Consider the following 17,183-nt stretch of genomic DNA (forward strand, 5'->3'; position numbering starts at 1 on the left):
ATATTTCTATATTATTTACTTTAATTTTTAAATCATATAAACATTTAAAGCATTTAAAAAACATATTTATAACCTAGTAGGTGATTAAATGAAAAGTGATAATATTAAAAAGGGGATTCAGAGAGCTCCGCACAGGTCTCTTTTAGGGGCCTGCGGACTTGATGATGACGACTTTAAAAAGCCGTTCATCGGTATAGCCAACAGTTTTACAGATATCGTTCCTGGCCATATCCACCTTAGGGACCTGGTTGAGTTCGTAAAAGACGGAATCATAGCTGCCGGAGGTATTCCATTCGAATTTGACACGATGGCAATCTGTGACGGAATCAGTATGAACCACGAAGGAATGAAGTATTCCCTTCCTTCAAGAGAAATTATAGCTGCTACCGTTGAGAGCATGACAAAGGGACATGCATTTGACGGACTTGTATTGATTCCAAGCTGTGATAAGGTCGTTCCGGGAATGATTATGGGAGCATGCCGTGTCGACGTGCCAAGCATTGTCGTTACAGGCGGACCTATGGCTGCAGGAAAATTTAAAGGTAAAAACGCCGACCTTATTACTGTTTTTGAGGCTGTCGGTGAACATTCTGCGGGCAAAATTTCTGAAGAGGAAGTCTATGAAATGGAAAAATGCGCATGTCCTGGTGCAGGAAGCTGTTCAGGACTCTTTACTGCAAACACTATGGCATGCATTACTGAAACATTGGGTCTGTCCCTTCCGTTATGCGCTACAACCCATGCAAATACAGAAGAAAACAATCAGATGGCATATGAATCCGGAAAACAGATTCTTGAATTGGTTGAAAATGACATCAAGCCATCAGATATATTAACACAGGAAGCATTCAACAATGCAATTGCAATAGATATGGCTCTTGGTGGTTCATCAAACACTGCACTCCACATACCTGCTATTGCAAGTGAAGTTGACGGTGTTGATGTTGATTTGGAACTCTTTGACAAAATCAGCCGTGAAGTTCCACATATTACATTAATTTCACCTGCTGGTGAAGATACAATGATGGATTTACATTTGGCCGGTGGAATTCCTGCTGTTTTAAAAACACTGGATGATAAAATCAATACTTCACCGATTACTGTTACCGGAAAAAGCATCGAAGAGAATTTGAAAGATGTTGAGAATAAGAATACGGATGTTATCCATACATTAGATAATCCATACCACGAAGATGGTGGAATTGCAATTCTTAAAGGTAACATTGCTCCAAACGGAAGTGTTGTTAAAAAAGGAGCTGTTGCAGAAGATCTCATGCATCTTAAAGGTCCCGCAAAAGTATACCACTCCGAAGAGGAAGTGACAGAAGCAATTTTCAACCATAAAATTGAAGAAAGGGACATTGTCGTTATTATCTATGAAGGTCCAAAAGGAGGTCCTGGAATGAGAGAAATGCTGAATGCTACATCTGCCCTAGCAGGAATGGGAATAAAAGATGTCGGACTCATTACAGACGGAAGATTCTCAGGAGGAACCCGTGGACCATGCATAGGACACGTATCACCGGAAGCGATGGCATCAGGCCCGATTGCAGCCGTTCAAAACGGTGACATAATTGAAATTGACATTAAAAACAGATCCATTAATGTAGAACTGAGTGATGAGGAAATAGCTGAAAGATTAAAATCCGTCAAACATCCTGAAAGCAATGTTGACGGCTGGTTAAGCATTTATCAGAAATTGGTCCAGTCTGCAGACAGTGGAGCTATTCTAAGGTAGTGTTAATGATGGATATATTAAAATATGAAGAAATAGACCTGTCCGAAATAATCAAAAGGTCAGAACAGGACGTCAATAACGTTTTAGATACCGTGTCTGAGATATTGGATAACGTTAAAAATAACGGTGATGAAGCCGTTAAATCCTATACTGAAAAATTTGATGGTGTTCTGGTTGAAGACCTGAAAGTTTCCCCAGAAGAAATCAGGGAAGCTTATGATACTTTAGAGGATTCCTTATTGACTGCTTTAAAACAGGCCGCACAAAACATTGAAAAGTTTCATAAAAAACAAATCCCTAATGATTGGGAAATTGAAGTTAACCCTGGAATTGTAGCAGGCCAGATTATTAGGCCAATTAACTCTGCAGGATGTTATATTCCAGGTGGAAGAGCAGCATATCCGTCTTCAATACTGATGACCGTTATTCCGGCTAAAATTGCTGGCGTCGAAAAGGTAGTCTGTGTAACACCACCACAAAAGGATGGAAAAATTTTGGATGCGATACTTGTTGCAGCAGACATTGCAGGTGCTGATGAAATCTACAAGGTCGGCGGAGCACAAGCAATAGGAGCCTTAGCCTATGGAACTGAATCCATCCCTAAAGTCGAAAAGATTGTCGGTCCCGGAAATATTTTCGTGACGGCAGCTAAAAAACTGGTCTACGGCCAGGTGGACATTGAGTTTCCGGCAGGCCCTTCAGAAGTATTGATTCTGGCAGATGAAAGTGCAGAAGCTGAATTTTTAGCAACTGACATCTTGGCTCAGGCAGAACACGACCCTAACGCATCCTGCTTTTTAGTGACAGATGATGAGGATTTGGCTAATGAAGTCAATGAATATGTTTTGAAATTAACTGAAATTGCTCCAAGACGCGAAATCATTGAAGAGTCATTGTCAAAAAGTGGAAAAATTATTATCACTACTACATTCGATGAAGCTGTTCATGTTACAAATGAATATGCTCCTGAACATTTAATCATATCCACAAAAGACGATGATGAAACATTATCACAAATCAAGAATGCAGGATCAATCTTTTTAGGAAAATATTCTCCAGTGGCGGCAGGAGACTATGGATCCGGAACAAATCATGTATTGCCGACAGGCGGTGGTGCAAAAATGTATTCCGGCCTTTCAACCGAAGCGTTCATCAAAAAGCCTACAGTTCAAAGATTAACAAAAGAGGGTTTGGCTGAGCTTTCCAAAACTTCAGTGCCTATTGCTGAATATGAAGGATTTTTCGCTCATTCAGATTCATTCAAAAGAAGACTGGAAAAATAATGATTTAAAGGTGATTATATGGAAGAATTAGTGGATATGCGTGAAATGACACAGGAAGAACTGATTGAAGCTGGCAAAATGGCTGAAATCGTATTTAAGCTAAATCACACATTGCCGAACAGTGATGAATACAATGCCCTTTTAAAAGAGTTATTAGGTGATAATCTGGGTGAAAACAGCTCAATCATGGCCCCAATAGCTGGAGCCGCATTTGACCACATCAAAATTGGTGACAATGTTTTCATCAATTCAAACAGCCTTTTGATGGCAAGAGGCGGAATAACAATAGAAGACGAAGTTATGCTTGCAGCAAACGTTCAGCTTCTCTCAAACAATCATGACGAATATGACAGACAGGTATTAATCTGCAAACCTATTCTAATCAAAAAAGGAGCATGGATTGGTGCTGGGGCAAGCATATTGCCTGGAGTTACGGTTGGAAAATATGCAATAGTCGGTGCCGGAGCAATAGTGACAAAGGACGTGCCCGATTACGCTGTTGTTGTAGGTTCACCCGCACGTGTGGTTAAAACACTCGATAAAGAAAAATTCGATTAAAACTTAACTAACCATCCCATATTATTTTTTAAGATATAGGAATTGATAAAAAATAGAAAATAAGTGATATAGAATCACTTAAACGTTTATTGATGCCGGTAAATTATGGGTGTTTCCATAATCTATCAAAATGCTAACACATATATCCAACATTCTTGATGGTGAAATGTCAGCTACACCGCCTGTGTATATACCAACATAATTTGGAACAGCTGAATTTCTTTCAATCCATGATGAGAACCTATTGCTCATATCAACATAGTTTTCACGTGCAATGGTCTGTGAATTATCTCTTCCGCTAGGATGAGCAGCATATGAAGGATCTCCCACAGATATTGAAGCATCAGGATCACCGTTGCCAATTAAGGCAATTGATTTTGAAAGAATATACAGACATTGTGCTTTTGACAGTGAAAGTGACTGGAACTGTACCGGGAAATTACCCCCAGAACTCTTAATGGCCTGAGCTAACGCTGGAGCCTGACTAACAGGAAAACTGCTTAAGGAAACAGGCTGTGAGCTTTGAGTGGACTGCTGAACCTGACCGCCGTCAGTAGCTTGCTGAGCTTGAGCGTCAGATGCATCCCCATTAAACATTCCAGTGCCTAAACCAACGAAAACAATAGCTAAAACAACAATGGCCACTATTAAAACACCAATAATGATTTTTTTAGTTTTATCATCATCACCTGATGAAACATTGACATTGCTGGAAGTTTCATTTGCAGCGTTTCTCTGTTTGATTGGACTGCCGCAATGTTTACAGAATTTTGAACCGTCTTTGATTTCTTCCCCGCATTTAGGACAATACATAGAATACCTCTAAATAATTTTTTTCTAATTAATTACTCTATTTTTCTTATTTAAAATATTTTTAAGAAAACACTAAATTTCCGGGTCTTTAATTTCTTGAGCAGTGTATGCATCAAATTTCAATTTTTCAACATGCCCTGTAGTGTCTTTTATGGAAATTAAGTAATAATCTCCTTCATCCTTTACTTTAGTAATAGTATATCCTGTAGGCAATGCCTGTTGAACAAGTTCCTTGATTTCATCGGGAGTCAGCTTGTCTTGACTAGCTGTTGAGGAATCATCACCGGATGCGATAATACCTCCATCACCAGAAGGACTTGATACAGAATCAGATGAAATGGAAGGAATAGAAGCATCATTAGATTGTTCAACATCTCCTCCGGCAGCAGAACCTGCACTGGAATCATCTGAACCGATTGAACTTACTATACTTGAAACTTCCTGATTATCTAAAAGTGAAGTGTTTTCATTATTGGCAACTGCACCTTCTGAAGCGGTATCCTGTACAAATTCATCTGCAGTGTACTCATCTATAGTGCCCTGGTCGACAGCTAAATTATATTCATTTATAACTGGAGTGATATTTGCCTCAAATATTGCCAAATTAAATTCAGCGGTGTTTACCTGAATCATTAAATCTTTGATTAGATAGAAGTCATTGTCCATTTCCAGATGTGGAGGTGCCACAATTCCTGGAATGCTAACTTTTGGCTTAACACTCTTTTGATGGTTTGAGAAAACAACACTATTTGACATGTCGGATACTAAAGACTGGTCTTTTGCCCCAATTGCAATAGCTTCCGCACCGTTTGTGACTAAAACATTTGTGTCATCACCCTGAACAAATGCGACTGATTGTGGAGGCTGATTTTTTAAAGCTATTACAGAAGCACCTGTTACGCTTTTCAGGTAATTAGTTGCTGAAGCATTATTTTTGAATGGATGGATGGTAATACCATACTTGGCGTCAGCATAACCATCATTCGTTTTTACAAAATCCGCATCTGATGGTACATCCACTTTTATACCATCAAAGTCTACCTGTTTCATGGAACCGTTGTTTAGAAGTGTTGCGCCAACAACACCTGCTGTAATAATCCCAACGATTACAATAAGAAAAATAATGTGAGAATTAAGTTTCATAAGAAAAATCACCTAAATTATATATAATTTATACACATAAATATTTATAGATTAGTATTATATAAAATTTGTTTGTTCGTATCGTAATGAAAATAGGTGTTGAAAAAATGGTTAAATGTCCAAATTGTGGAGAGGAAGCTGACACTAATTTTTGTCCGAATTGCGGTGAAAAATTAGAATCAGAAATAACATGTCCTCACTGTCAATCTAAAGTAGAAGCAGGTTCTCTTTTCTGTTCTGAATGCGGTAAAAAAATAGAGCAAGATGAAAAAGAGACCCCTGCAAAAGAAGATAAAAAGGAAGAAGATAAAAAAACAGAGGATAAGGACTCTAAAAAAGAAAAAGATGAAAAAACCTCTGATAAAAAAGAGTCCAAAGATAAGAAAGAAAAAACAGATTCCAAAGACTCAAAAAAAGAAGAAAAATATTGTCCGCACTGTAATGAGAAACTGGATGAGGATGGAGCAATATTCTGTTCCAATTGTGGAAAGATGATTGAAGTTGATGAATATTCATTTAACGGAATTATCCGGAGCATTAACTTTAAAAGATTAATTTTAGTGTCAATATTAGGATTTGCAGTTACATTTGTACTTGGAATACTTCTTTCATTTGTAGCCGGATTGATCGGATTTCAATCAGTGACATACCCGATATTTTTAATAATAGCAATATTCCTAGGCGTTGGATTTTTCGCATCATTTTTCAAGGATATTCTCAATTCAGGCCTTTCAGGAATAATAATAGGCCTTCTATTCGGATTTTTTGCCAACACTGCTGTTGAAATGTCAACTGGTTTCAGATTCAGCTATGAACTGTTTTCCGGATATGAAATAGTCATATTTATGATTTTAGGCCTGATAATATCTGTTATTGCCAATAGATTTTTAAGAAATATTGTATTGAAATACGTCAATGTTGATGACATATTTTAAATATTTCTCTATTTTTTTATTTAAGCCAAATATTCTTTATAGCCATAAATATTACTGCAGTTGAGACAGATAATGCATCCGGGCAATTATCTATCAAATTAATTAACCATTTTTTGATAAATTAATGTTATTTCCATTAGGATTTAAATGATTTTAACATACTTTTATTAAAGATTAAATATAAAATTAAATGCATAATGAAAATTTATTTTTATAACCTGAGGTGAATTAATTGCAAGGTTTATTAAATGATTGGAGAAGAACTAATTACGCTAAAGATACAACTCCGGAAATAGCTGGAGAAGACGTTACAATCATGGGATGGGTTCATGAAATCCGTGATTTAGGTGGAATCATCTTTGTAATCATCCGTGACGTAACAGGCAGAATACAAATAACAGCACCTTCCAAAAAAGTGGATGCTGAAATATTAGAAGACTTAAGAGCTTTCAGAAAAGAATCTGTTGTAGCAGTTAAAGGTACTGTTCAGGAAGCAGGAAAAGCACCTAACGGTGTTGAAATCATTCCTAAAGAAATTAAAACGTTAAACTTATCAAATCAACCTTTACCAATGGATCCAACCGAAAAGGTAAAAGCTGAAATCGATACCAGACTCAATTCAAGATTCTTGGACTTAAGAAAAGAAAATGTATCTGCAATATTCAAAATTAAAGGACAAATGTTCCATACTGTAAGAGATTACTTTTATGAAAATGGATTTTATGAAATCAATACTCCTAAACTCGTAGCATCAGCTACTGAAGGTGGAACTGAGTTGTTCCCTATTACCTACTTTGAAAAAGAAGCATTCCTCGGTCAATCCCCACAATTATACAAACAGATGATGATGGGCAGTGGAATGGACAAAGTATTTGAAATCGGCCAGATTTTCAGAGCAGAAGAGCATGACACCTTAAGACACTTGAATGAAGCCGTTTCCATTGATGCAGAAGCTTCATTTATGGATGATGAAGACATGATGAAAGTCTTAAACGATATGCTCGTCAATGTTATCGCAGACATTAATGAAAACTGTTCAGAAGAGTTAGAAATTTTAGGTCATGAATTGCCTGAAGCTGACGGTGATTTCCCACATGTAACCTACGATGAAGCAGTAGACATCATCAATGCAAAAGGCGTTGAAATGGAATGGGGAGAAGACTTATCCCGTGACGCTGAAAAGGCATTGGGCGACACAATGGGAGGATTCTACTTCTTAACCAAATGGCCTTCAGCAATCAAACCGTTCTATGTAATGCCATTTGAAGACGATGAAAAATACGCTCACGCATTCGACTTAATGTACAATAACCTGGAGTTATCTTCCGGAGCTACCCGTGTACACCAATACGACCTGCTTGTGAAACAAATAGAAGAAAGAGACTTGAATCCTGACGGATTTGGAAGCTACCTTAAAGCATTCGAATACGGAATGCCTCCGCATGCAGGATGGGGTGTAGGTGCTGACAGATTAACTATGGTGCTTACCGGATCTGAAAACATCCGTGAATGTGTGCTATTCCCAAGAGACAGACACAGATTAACTCCATAAGATTAAAATGGAATATGATATAGCTATTATAGGTGGTGGTCCTGCTGGAATGATGGCTGCAATTGCCTGTCCGGCGGACCTGAATGTAGTATTGCTTGAGAAAAACTCCTCACTTGGCGTGAAATTGCTTTTGACCGGTGGAGGAAGATGCAATATTACCAACAACAAACCACTTAAAAAGCTATTAACTTTTTTTGATGAAAAGAATTTCTTAAAACACTCATTTTACACCTTCACCAATGAAGACCTGTTTAATCTCTTTGATTTTGACTTTATTGAAGAGGACAACAACAGAGTATTTCCTGAAAGTGAAAAGTCAGCTGACGTTTTAAACGGCTTGAAAAAGCATATGGACAATGTTGAAGTTCGATTAAATTATGAAGTTAGAAAAATAACTAATGATTTTGTTATAAATGATGACATTAAGGCTGAAAAGGTTATAATAGCTACCGGAGGAGTGACATATCCCCAAACCGGATGTGGTCTTGAAAACTACTCATTAATTAATGAACCCTTAACCAAAATAAAATATGGTCTCTCACCGTTAATTACAAAGGAGGATTTAAGTGAAATAGCCGGAATTACCCTTGAAGATGTTGAATGTACCTATAAAAAATCAAAAGTTAAAGGGAATGTTCTGATTAGTCATGCTGGCCTGACCGGTCCCGGAATAATAGATTTAAGCAGTGAAATTTCAAAGAATCTGGATTATGATATTTTGGATGGAGACTGTGATATAAATTGTGAAATAGCTGTTGATTTAGTACCTGCAATAAATCGTGAGGGTTTAAAATTAAAATTAGATGATGATTTCTCATCGAAGGGGAAAACTCAAATCAAAAACTACCTTAAAGAGTATCTTACAAAAAATTTCATCGAATATTTCATGAATAGGATTGATTTGGCTTCTGATACCCAATTGAGCAGGATAAATAAGAAAAGTAAAAACAGATTAATTGAAAATCTTAAAAGATTTACATTTGAAATAGTTGACTTCAACAAAGATTTGGCCAAGGTTACAGTCGGTGGCGTTGAGTTGAAAAACATCAATCCGAAAACAATGGAGTCAAAAATAACTCCAAACCTTTATTTTGCCGGTGAAGTTCTAGACTTGGATGGACCTACCGGAGGATATAACTTAAAAATAGCTTTTTCAACCGGTTTTTTAGCCGGAAAATCTGCAAGTAAAAAATCAGATATCTAAAAAATCTAAAATTATATTTCAAATATTAAAAATTAGGTTAGGAGAGAATTATTTTGGAAAATAATAAAGCAAAAACATTTAGTTCAATAGTTTATAAAGGATTTCAAACTGTAATTCCATAAAATTCTAAAAGAACTAAATATGATGTTGAAGATACACTTAACTGAAAAATTGAAGGTGAATTATGGCAGTAAAAGTAAATAAACAAAAATCGTTGAAAGAATTAGAAAAATTTTCAATATATGTAAATGAGAAAACTGATAGTGTTGATTTGAAAAAAAGATCCGGACGTGGAGAATTCTAATAATATTTATTTGATACATCAAAAATAGCTACTTTTGACTCTGATTTTAAAAAGGTTTAAGGATTAGAAATTATAGGAATTTAAAAATTAAATATCAATGAAAGTTGATTTTTGAAGTTTCAAATTTATTCCTAATTCTTCATAGAAATCTTCGATAGCCTTTTTAGCTTCTAATTTCTCTTCTTCAGTAGAATTCACGGAACCAATAGAATCCCAACCATCCCTAAAAATAACAGTAGCTTTCTCAGGTGACATGTTAATGATACCTCCTTAAAATAACTCATCAATACAAATCAACATGAGTTAACTTCTCTAAATGAAGAATAATACCAATTTTTCTATAAATAGATTCTATATTTTTTACAGCTTCGCGATGTTCTTCTTCAGTAGGATTTGCAGAATCAATAGGATCCCAACCATCCCTAAAAATAATAGTAGGCTTCTCAGGTGACATGTTAATGATACCTCAATTTAGTTAATTTAATATTATCTTTTATTTCATCACTAATAAATTTTATCAGAAATTCACTATACACATCATCAATATCACCTTTAAAATTCAAAGAATTAAGATATAAATTTGTTGCTTCACTGCGAATTTCCTCAACAACCTCTTTATCAAAAACTCCTTTTGCTTCCAAAATCCAAAATTCATCATGACCACAGATTAACTCATAATCTTCATTTTCAATTTCCAATATCTGAAAATTTTCACCTGAGGGAGCTGACAAAAACCCTTTGGGATGATTATGGATGCTGGCCACATTTTTGCCTTCAAAATGGCTTTCATATATCTCATCATATATAAACACGTCGAAATCATCCTCAACAAAACAGTATATGATTTCTCCAGTCTTATAGTCAAAGAATAGCATGCATTCATAGGGAAGATGTGCTGTCTTTCTTCTAAACAAGTCAACTAGTTTAAGGGCTTTTTGACTGAATTCATCCGGCAAATCCTCACCAGATACAGAAGGTATATCCCAGTCCACATCCAGACGGCAATACTTCAAAAATTCCTGGTCTTTGAGCTTCAGTTCAAACGGCAGCACAAATGCTCCTCTGTCATCGATTTTAAAAGCATTAATATATGACATCAAATATGTTTTTAAATTTTTTCTAATAGTTAACATACTAGTTAATTGGTGAATAAAGTATTTAAAATAGTCAGTTTCAATAAATAACAATTTTACTGGCTTATTGTAATATTATAATCACTTTGAAATTTTTCAATTGATATGTCAAATACTAAAATATTTTAACTGTTTTTTTACATATACATATAATATGACAGACCAAATGTTTATGGGTGCATCAACTAAACAGGGCCTTGATATTGCCAATAGAAGTAGGGAGATTATCCGTGGCCTTATAGGTGATGAAATTAAAGATTTGAAACCTGCTGAAAAAGACATTGTAGAGCGTATAGTTCACTCAACAGCTGACCCTGAATATGCCAAGCTTGTCCATATCAGCGATGATTTTGTTGAAGAGGCAATGAAGTCATTGAGAAACAATGAAACCATACTTACCGACATCAATATGGTTAAATATGGAATAACACGCTATGAAGGTGAAGTTGAATGTTATATCAAAAATGAGGAAGTCAAAAAAATAGCTAAAGAGCACCAGATTACAAGAGCGGCGGCTGCAATCAGATATGCAAGCCAAAACGATTTTGAAGGAATAGTTGTTTCCGGAAATGCTCCGACAGCTGTTTTTGAAGCTATGAATCTATACGATAAGGGTGAAATTAACCTTAAGGCAATAGTGGGAGTTCCTGTCGGTTTTGTTGGAGCTGCCGATTCTAAAGAGGCCTTAAGAAATTCAAATATCCCTAATGTCATTACTGAAGGTCCAAAAGGCGGAACACCTATAGCAGTTGCTTGTGTAAACTCATTAATCCAACATTTATAAGTGATAAAATGACTGAAGAATTATTTAATGAATCCAAAAAGTACTTCCCTGGGGGAGTCAACTCCCCGGTGCGTGCGTTTAAGCCCTATCCGTTTTTCGTTAAAAGTGCTGGAGGCTGTAAGATAACCGATAGTGAAGAGAATACCTATATTGACCACTGTCTTGCATACGGTCCGCTTATACTCGGACATGCCGATCCTAAGGTTGTGCGTGAGGTATCAAACCAGATGACCATCGGTTCAGCATATGGTGCTCCAACTGAAAATGAAATCAGACTTGCAAAAGAAGTTGTTGACAGAATCCCTTCAGCAGAAATGGTAAGATTCTGTAACAGCGGAACCGAAGCTACTATGAGTGCAATAAGATTGGCCCGTGGCTTTACCGGACGTGACAAAATCATCAAGTTTGAAGGCGCATATCACGGAGCCCACGACTATGTCCTGGTCAAAGGAGGATCAGGTGCGGCTTGCCTTCCGGACTCAGCCGGTATTCCAACCGACACCACAAAAAATACATTGTCCGTTCCATTCAATGATGAGGAAGCATTAACCGAGTTAATAGAAAATGAAGGCGAAAACATTGCATGTCTGATAATGGAAGTTGTTATGGGTAATGTCGGTTGCATTGAACCGAAACCGGGATTTTTAGAGTTTGTACGCAAAATCACTGAAGAAAATGACATTGTATTAATATTTGATGAAGTCATTACAGGTTTTAGAGCTTCAAGAGGAGGAGCTCAGCAGTATTATGGTGTCACTCCGGATCTGACAACATTAGGTAAGATTGTTGGTGGAGGACTTCCAATGGGTGCTTTCTGCGGTAAAAAAGAGATTATGGAACTGATTGCTCCTCAAGGACCTGTTTATCAGGCAGGCACATTCAGCGGTAACCCAATTTCTGTCCAGGCAGGATTGTCCACATTATCACAGCTGGACGATAAGTTCTATAAGGATTTGGAAAGAAAAGGCAATTTCCTGAGAGGAAACATTGAATCAATAATCGATGATGAGCAGTACAATATCCAATGCGTCGGACTTGCATCAATGTTTCAGATATACCTGAATCCTGCGGAAGTTTACAATTATGCAGATGCTCAAAAGTCCGATACCGAAAGGTTTTTAAGATACTTTAGAGCTCTTTTAAAGGAAGGCGTCTTTATACCGCCTAGCCAATTTGAATGTAACTTTATTTCAAGCGCACACAGCATGGCAGATTTACAGGACACTTCAGATGCCATTGAAAATGCTCTTGCTGTGGCTTTCAAAAAGAAAAATAGATTTTAAGGTGTTAAAATGACAGATTACAAAGAAATTGCATCATATGCTATTATCCTCATAGTTGTTTTGATAGCTGCCCAACACCTGAATGTTGTCGTTTCAGGAAGTATGGAGCCTGTATTCTACAGAGGAGACATTGTTGCAATTGAAAAAGCCGATTTTTTCGGAATACACGAATTCAATGCTAGTGAAGTCGAAGTTGGAGATATTGTAGTTTATAATGCTGCCTGGTTTGAACAGCCGGTCATTCACAGAATTATCAATATTGTAGAAATAAACGGAACGACGATGTATGTGATAAAGGGAGACAATAACAATCGTACGGATCCGTATTACGTGACTTCAGATCAGATTGAATCAAGAGTCCTTACATGGGGAGACACTCCTATCGTTATTCCATACATCGGAAATCTTTCATTATGGTTAAGAGGATTATGATTATTATAAAGGTGAGTTAATGTATTTTGAAATTGAAAAACAAGCTATTGATGCTTTAAACAAAGCATTAGATCAATATGATGAAGAGATAGACAGGAATTTCCGTTTGGAATTTCCACCAGACCCAAAATTGGGAGACCTTGCAAGTACAATAGCTTTCGCACTTACAAAGAAATTGAAAACTTCACCAAATCTCGTTGCAGAGGATTTGGTTTCCAAAATCGAAGTGCCGGAAATATTTGAAAAGGTTCAAAACTTCGGCCCTTACGTTAATTTCTTTATTGACTACTCAAAATTTTCAAAAGAATTGCTTAAAAGAGTAGATGAAAACTATGGACAGCTTGAAAAAGCGGATGAAAAAATCGTTTTGGAACACACTTCCGCAAATCCAAACGGTCCACTCCATATTGGACATGTCCGTAATTCCATTTTTGGAGATTCCCTTGCAAGATTACTTAAATTGGCAGGGCGTGAAGTTGAAACCCAATATTATGTAAATGACATGGGACGCCAAATCGCAATCATCGTTTACGGAATAACTGAAATGGGACTCAAAATCGAAGAGCAGGAAGGCGAAAAAATCGATGAAAAGATAGGTAAGCTATACTTTTTGGCCAACAAGGAAGTTGAAGAAAACGAAAATGCAAATGAAAAGGTAAGCGAACTCATCCAGAAATATGAAAAGGGTGAAGACGAAGAGCTTAACAAAACCTTTGAGCATGTGGTTGAAAGCTGCGTATCCGGAATCAGGGACACCCTTCACAGAATCAACATCTACCACGATGACTTTGTATGGGAAGGCACATTCGTGAGAAACGGAGAAGTAAACGACCTTGTAAACTACTTTGAAAAGGAAGGATTCGTATCACATGAAGAAGTTGACTATATTGACCTGACTTTCTACAATATCGAAAAGGAATTTGTACTCAGAAGATCAAACGGCACATCGCTTTACTCAACAAGAGATTTGGCTTATCACAGATACAAAGCCACTTTAGGAGACACTGTTTTGGATATCCTAGGCTCAGACCATAAGTTATCCTCCAAACAGATGAAGGTGATTTTTGAAGAAATCCTCAGGGAAAAGGCTCCTGAAGTGATATTCTATGAATTCATCACATTGCCTGAAGGATCAATGTCTACAAGAAGAGGCAAATTCGTGTCCGTTGACGATTTGGTGGATGAAGCTATTTTAAGGGCAACAGAAGAAATCAAATCCAGAAACCCTGATTTAAGTGACGATGAAGTTAAGCCAATGGCTGAAAAGATTGGAATTGGTGCTATAAGATTCTTCATTGCAAAACTGTCCCCTGAAAAGCACTTGACCTTCAAATGGGATGAAGCATTAAGCTTTGAAAGAGGCTGCGCTTCAATTCAATATGCGCATGCAAGAGCCTGCAAGCTATTGGACAAATCCGGGAAAGATGTTTCATCACTTGAAATTGCTGATGACTGGGTGCCAAATGAATCAGAACAGGATTTGGTAAGGCTGATTGCCAAGTTCCCGCAGGTTGTTGAAGATTGCGCCAACAAAAAAAGAGTTCACAACATAACCCAATACTGTCAGGACCTGGCAGGATCATTCAACAAATTCTACAAATCCCAGCAAGTTATCGGATCTGACGTTGAAGACACAAGACTGATATTGGTTGACAGGGCAAAAACAACCATTAAAAACGCATTAGATATTTTAGGAGTACCTGCTCCTGAAAAAATGTAGATGAGTTATTGACTCATCTTTAATTTCTTTTTTTAAAATTTAATCTACAAAATGAATATAATCCTCTTTTCTTGGAAGCGGTTCAGGCGCATCCATATCAGGATATCCTAAAACAACATGACCGATTCCTTCATATCTTTCAGGAATTCCCCACTTTTTAAGCAGTTCCTTACCTTTTTCGGATGCAAATTCATCTCTTGCACGGTGAATCCAGCAGGACCCGACGCCAACTGCATGGGCAGCATTAACCAGAACAGCAAGCACACTTGCACCATCTTCAACATATGTAGGCATTTCACTATCTGCCAGAACTATCAGAAGGGTTTTGGCGCCATAGAAAGGATCCATATCATCAGGAACTTCAATCGGGAAAAAGCTTCTGTTCCAGTCAGACAGTTCCTTGATTGTATCAGGATTTTGGATTACAACAATTTTTGGACTTTGGGCACCACGGCCTGTTGGAGCATAGGTACCGACCTCCAAAATTGTATTTAAATCCTCATCACTAATCTGTTCGTCTTTAAACTTACGTATACTTCTTCTTGTTTTTAAATCTTCAATCGTTTGATTCATAACAATCCCCCATTAATCTTTTTTAGAGTATTTAAAAAATTATCATATTCTTCAATGCCAATAATAGCTTTGATTTTATCATCCCACAACTCATCGAGGTCCATGACTTTCTGTGCGATTTTTCGGCCATTGTCAGTGATTTCTATCCGTTTGGTTCTCTTATCAGGAATCCTTTCAATGAACCCCTTATCCTCAAGCTTTTTAAGGTTTCTTGTAACTGTACTTTCATTTAGATGAAAGGATTGTGCCAGCTGCTCCTGGATTATCCCTTCATGCTTGTAGATTTTAATAAGCAACGGATAAAGGCCAAAACTTAAGTTTTCATCCTTTAATCTGTCATTTAAGAATTTTGCATGTTCCCTGTAAAGTAGTGAAACCAATGGAACGGTTGGAACATCGTCATCCATTTGAAGCGCTCCTTATCAGTTTGTTAATATACAGTTCAATGCATGCATAACATATCAGGGAGCCTATTCCTCCGCCCAGAAGCATTCCGCAGTATATTCCGAACTCTCCCATGTTGAAGACGAATCCCAAAAGGTAAGCGAATATTAAAACTAATATAAATTCCCTGAATGTGGTCAGGATAAATGAGATTGTTCCCTTTCCGACACCCTGGAATACATTTCCAGCGCTTGCTCCGAAGGGAACGTATAATATAAAAAGACACATTAACTGAAGGAAGCTTGCTATCAGAGGCTCCAGCTGTGCACTGTTTTCGGAATATGAGAATATGAATGAAATCTGATTGGCGAATACATTGAGGATTATGCAAACTATAATTGAAGCTATCAATGCGACCTTTACGGCATATCTTGCAACAACTCTCAGGTTTTCATATTTCCTTGCTCCAAATGCCACTCCTGCAACTGAAATAGCTGCCGTTCCAACGCCTATTGCCGGAAGCATTCCGATGTTAATTATTCTCCATCCTGCAGTATAAACGGCCACTGCAACCGGACCTGAAACGATTGTGAGCATGAAATTAACGAATATTGTTAAAACGGACAGTACCAATTGCTCAAGACTTGCCGGAATACCGACCACAAGAATGTCCTTATACATTGTCAGGTCATTTGTAAAGTCTTTCAAATCATATGACAAATATGTGTCCTTTTTTACGAAAATCCAGTAAAACATTAAAAGCAGGCTTATGAATGGTCCTAAAGCTGTCGCCCATGCTGCTCCTGCAATTCCCATATTCAATGTGTATATGAAAATCGGATCTAAGATCATGTTTATTATAGCGGCAAGTGCAATAGGTAGCGTTGCCCTTTTGATGTCTCCTTCGGCCCTGAATGCACCGCCTACAATCGGAGGCATTAAAAGACCGAACGTCCATGCAAATACGATAAATCCGTAATCCATAGCATAGCTTAATACACTTTCAGCACCCATCATGATGAGTAAAGGCTTCATAAATACCAGGAAAATGATTGTAATGAAAATTGATACTATAACGCTTAAAATCAGATTGTGTATCGCCGCATTGTTTGCTGAAGCTCTGTTTTCGGCTCCGATAAAACGTGATATAAGTGAATTACCTCCTGCACCGATACCGTTTCCGAATCCTACGATTATCATGAAAAGCGGCGTGATGTATCCCAGAGCTGCCAGTGGCTCTGCACCCAGTCCTGCAACCCAGATACTGTCAATTATATTGTTTGCAAAAATTAAAAACATACTGGCAATAATTGGTAATGATAGCTTGTTTATTGCCTTTTTAGG

The 17,183-nt window shown here is 37.2% G+C and carries 18 protein-coding genes; 10 read left to right on the forward strand and 8 right to left on the reverse strand.

Features of this window, described 5'->3' with window-relative positions; translation table 11 throughout:
• Positions 1 to 88 precede the first annotated feature (88 nt).
• The 3 genes from ilvD to ACKI2W_RS11165 are packed head-to-tail and all read left to right on the forward strand — an operon-like array spanning position 89 to position 3,579.
• Complete coding sequence (ilvD, locus tag ACKI2W_RS11155) at positions 89 to 1,738, forward strand: dihydroxy-acid dehydratase (RefSeq protein WP_407382034.1); 1,650 nt, start codon at positions 89 to 91, stop codon at positions 1,736 to 1,738.
• 8 nt (positions 1,739 to 1,746) lie between these two features.
• Positions 1,747 to 3,021, forward strand: a complete 1,275-nt coding sequence (gene hisD, locus ACKI2W_RS11160) for a histidinol dehydrogenase (protein ID WP_407382035.1) — start codon at positions 1,747 to 1,749, stop codon at positions 3,019 to 3,021.
• An 18-nt stretch (positions 3,022 to 3,039) separates the two neighbouring features.
• Positions 3,040 to 3,579 (forward strand): acyltransferase, encoded by a 540-nt coding sequence (locus ACKI2W_RS11165; RefSeq protein WP_407382036.1) that lies wholly within the window; start codon positions 3,040 to 3,042, stop codon positions 3,577 to 3,579.
• A 78-nt stretch (positions 3,580 to 3,657) separates the two neighbouring features.
• Here ACKI2W_RS11165 and ACKI2W_RS11170 read toward each other — a convergent pair whose 3' ends face one another.
• Together ACKI2W_RS11170 and ACKI2W_RS11175 are read right to left on the reverse strand one after the other, a co-directional pair.
• Positions 3,658 to 4,392 (reverse strand): zinc-ribbon domain-containing protein, encoded by a 735-nt coding sequence (locus ACKI2W_RS11170; RefSeq protein ID WP_407382037.1) that lies wholly within the window; start codon positions 4,390 to 4,392, stop codon positions 3,658 to 3,660.
• 72 nt (positions 4,393 to 4,464) lie between these two features.
• Entirely contained in the window at positions 4,465 to 5,535 is a 1,071-nt protein-coding gene (locus ACKI2W_RS11175) for a hypothetical protein (protein ID WP_407382038.1), read from the reverse strand.
• Positions 5,536 to 5,642: 107 nt separating this feature from the next.
• Here ACKI2W_RS11175 and ACKI2W_RS11180 point away from each other — a divergent pair, with 107 nt between their 5' ends.
• From ACKI2W_RS11180 to ACKI2W_RS11190, 3 genes are all read left to right on the forward strand, one after another.
• Positions 5,643 to 6,470 (forward strand): zinc-ribbon domain-containing protein, encoded by an 828-nt coding sequence (locus tag ACKI2W_RS11180; RefSeq protein ID WP_407382039.1) that lies wholly within the window; start codon positions 5,643 to 5,645, stop codon positions 6,468 to 6,470.
• 232 nt (positions 6,471 to 6,702) lie between these two features.
• Positions 6,703 to 8,022, forward strand: a complete 1,320-nt coding sequence (aspS, locus tag ACKI2W_RS11185) for an aspartate--tRNA(Asn) ligase (protein WP_407382040.1) — start codon at positions 6,703 to 6,705, stop codon at positions 8,020 to 8,022.
• 7 nt (positions 8,023 to 8,029) lie between these two features.
• Complete coding sequence (locus tag ACKI2W_RS11190) at positions 8,030 to 9,226, forward strand: NAD(P)/FAD-dependent oxidoreductase (RefSeq protein WP_407382041.1); 1,197 nt, start codon at positions 8,030 to 8,032, stop codon at positions 9,224 to 9,226.
• A gap of 391 nt (positions 9,227 to 9,617) precedes the next feature.
• Here the strand turns inward: ACKI2W_RS11190 and ACKI2W_RS11195 are convergent, their stop codons facing one another.
• Genes ACKI2W_RS11195 through ACKI2W_RS11205 form a run of 3 tightly spaced genes read right to left on the reverse strand, consistent with a single transcriptional unit; the run spans position 9,618 to position 10,627 of the window.
• A complete protein-coding gene (locus tag ACKI2W_RS11195; RefSeq protein ID WP_407382042.1) occupies positions 9,618 to 9,785 on the reverse strand; it encodes a hypothetical protein in 168 nt (55 codons plus the stop codon).
• 28 nt (positions 9,786 to 9,813) lie between these two features.
• A complete protein-coding gene (locus ACKI2W_RS11200) occupies positions 9,814 to 9,984 on the reverse strand; it encodes a hypothetical protein (RefSeq protein WP_407382043.1) in 171 nt (56 codons plus the stop codon).
• Position 9,985: 1 nt separating this feature from the next.
• Positions 9,986 to 10,627, reverse strand: a complete 642-nt coding sequence (locus tag ACKI2W_RS11205) for a hypothetical protein (RefSeq protein WP_407382044.1) — start codon at positions 10,625 to 10,627, stop codon at positions 9,986 to 9,988.
• Between the two features lie 190 nt (positions 10,628 to 10,817).
• Here ACKI2W_RS11205 and ACKI2W_RS11210 point away from each other — a divergent pair, with 190 nt between their 5' ends.
• Genes ACKI2W_RS11210 through argS form a run of 4 tightly spaced genes read left to right on the forward strand, consistent with a single transcriptional unit; the run spans position 10,818 to position 14,882 of the window.
• The gene (locus tag ACKI2W_RS11210; RefSeq protein ID WP_407382045.1) at positions 10,818 to 11,447 is read left to right on the forward strand and encodes a cobalt-precorrin-8 methylmutase; all 630 of its coding nucleotides are present in this window, start codon (positions 10,818 to 10,820) and stop codon (positions 11,445 to 11,447) included.
• Between the two features lie 8 nt (positions 11,448 to 11,455).
• A complete protein-coding gene (hemL, locus tag ACKI2W_RS11215) occupies positions 11,456 to 12,730 on the forward strand; it encodes a glutamate-1-semialdehyde 2,1-aminomutase (protein WP_407382046.1) in 1,275 nt (424 codons plus the stop codon).
• A gap of 9 nt (positions 12,731 to 12,739) precedes the next feature.
• Complete coding sequence (locus ACKI2W_RS11220; RefSeq protein ID WP_407382047.1) at positions 12,740 to 13,162, forward strand: signal peptidase I; 423 nt, start codon at positions 12,740 to 12,742, stop codon at positions 13,160 to 13,162.
• A 19-nt stretch (positions 13,163 to 13,181) separates the two neighbouring features.
• On the forward strand, positions 13,182 to 14,882 hold the full coding sequence (argS, locus tag ACKI2W_RS11225) for an arginine--tRNA ligase (protein ID WP_407382048.1): 1,701 nt from the start codon (positions 13,182 to 13,184) through the stop codon (positions 14,880 to 14,882).
• 39 nt (positions 14,883 to 14,921) lie between these two features.
• On the opposite strand, the gene ACKI2W_RS11230 is transcribed toward argS, so the two are convergent.
• The 3 genes from ACKI2W_RS11230 to ACKI2W_RS11240 all read right to left on the reverse strand — a co-directional run.
• The gene (locus ACKI2W_RS11230) at positions 14,922 to 15,455 is read right to left on the reverse strand and encodes a nitroreductase (protein ID WP_407382049.1); all 534 of its coding nucleotides are present in this window, start codon (positions 15,453 to 15,455) and stop codon (positions 14,922 to 14,924) included.
• Positions 15,452 to 15,862 carry a MarR family winged helix-turn-helix transcriptional regulator gene (locus tag ACKI2W_RS11235; protein WP_407382050.1) on the reverse strand — a complete coding sequence of 137 codons (411 nt, stop codon included), beginning with the start codon at positions 15,860 to 15,862 and terminating at the stop codon, positions 15,452 to 15,454. The genes ACKI2W_RS11230 and ACKI2W_RS11235 overlap by 4 nt, the downstream gene beginning before the upstream one ends.
• The coding region (locus ACKI2W_RS11240; protein WP_407382051.1) for an MATE family efflux transporter at positions 15,855 to 17,183 on the reverse strand (1,329 nt) is incomplete at its 5' end. The genes ACKI2W_RS11235 and ACKI2W_RS11240, both read right to left, overlap by 8 nt.

Origin of the sequence: Methanobrevibacter sp. (assembly GCF_045603845.1) — an archaeon.
Lineage (GTDB): Archaea > Methanobacteriota > Methanobacteria > Methanobacteriales > Methanobacteriaceae > Methanocatella.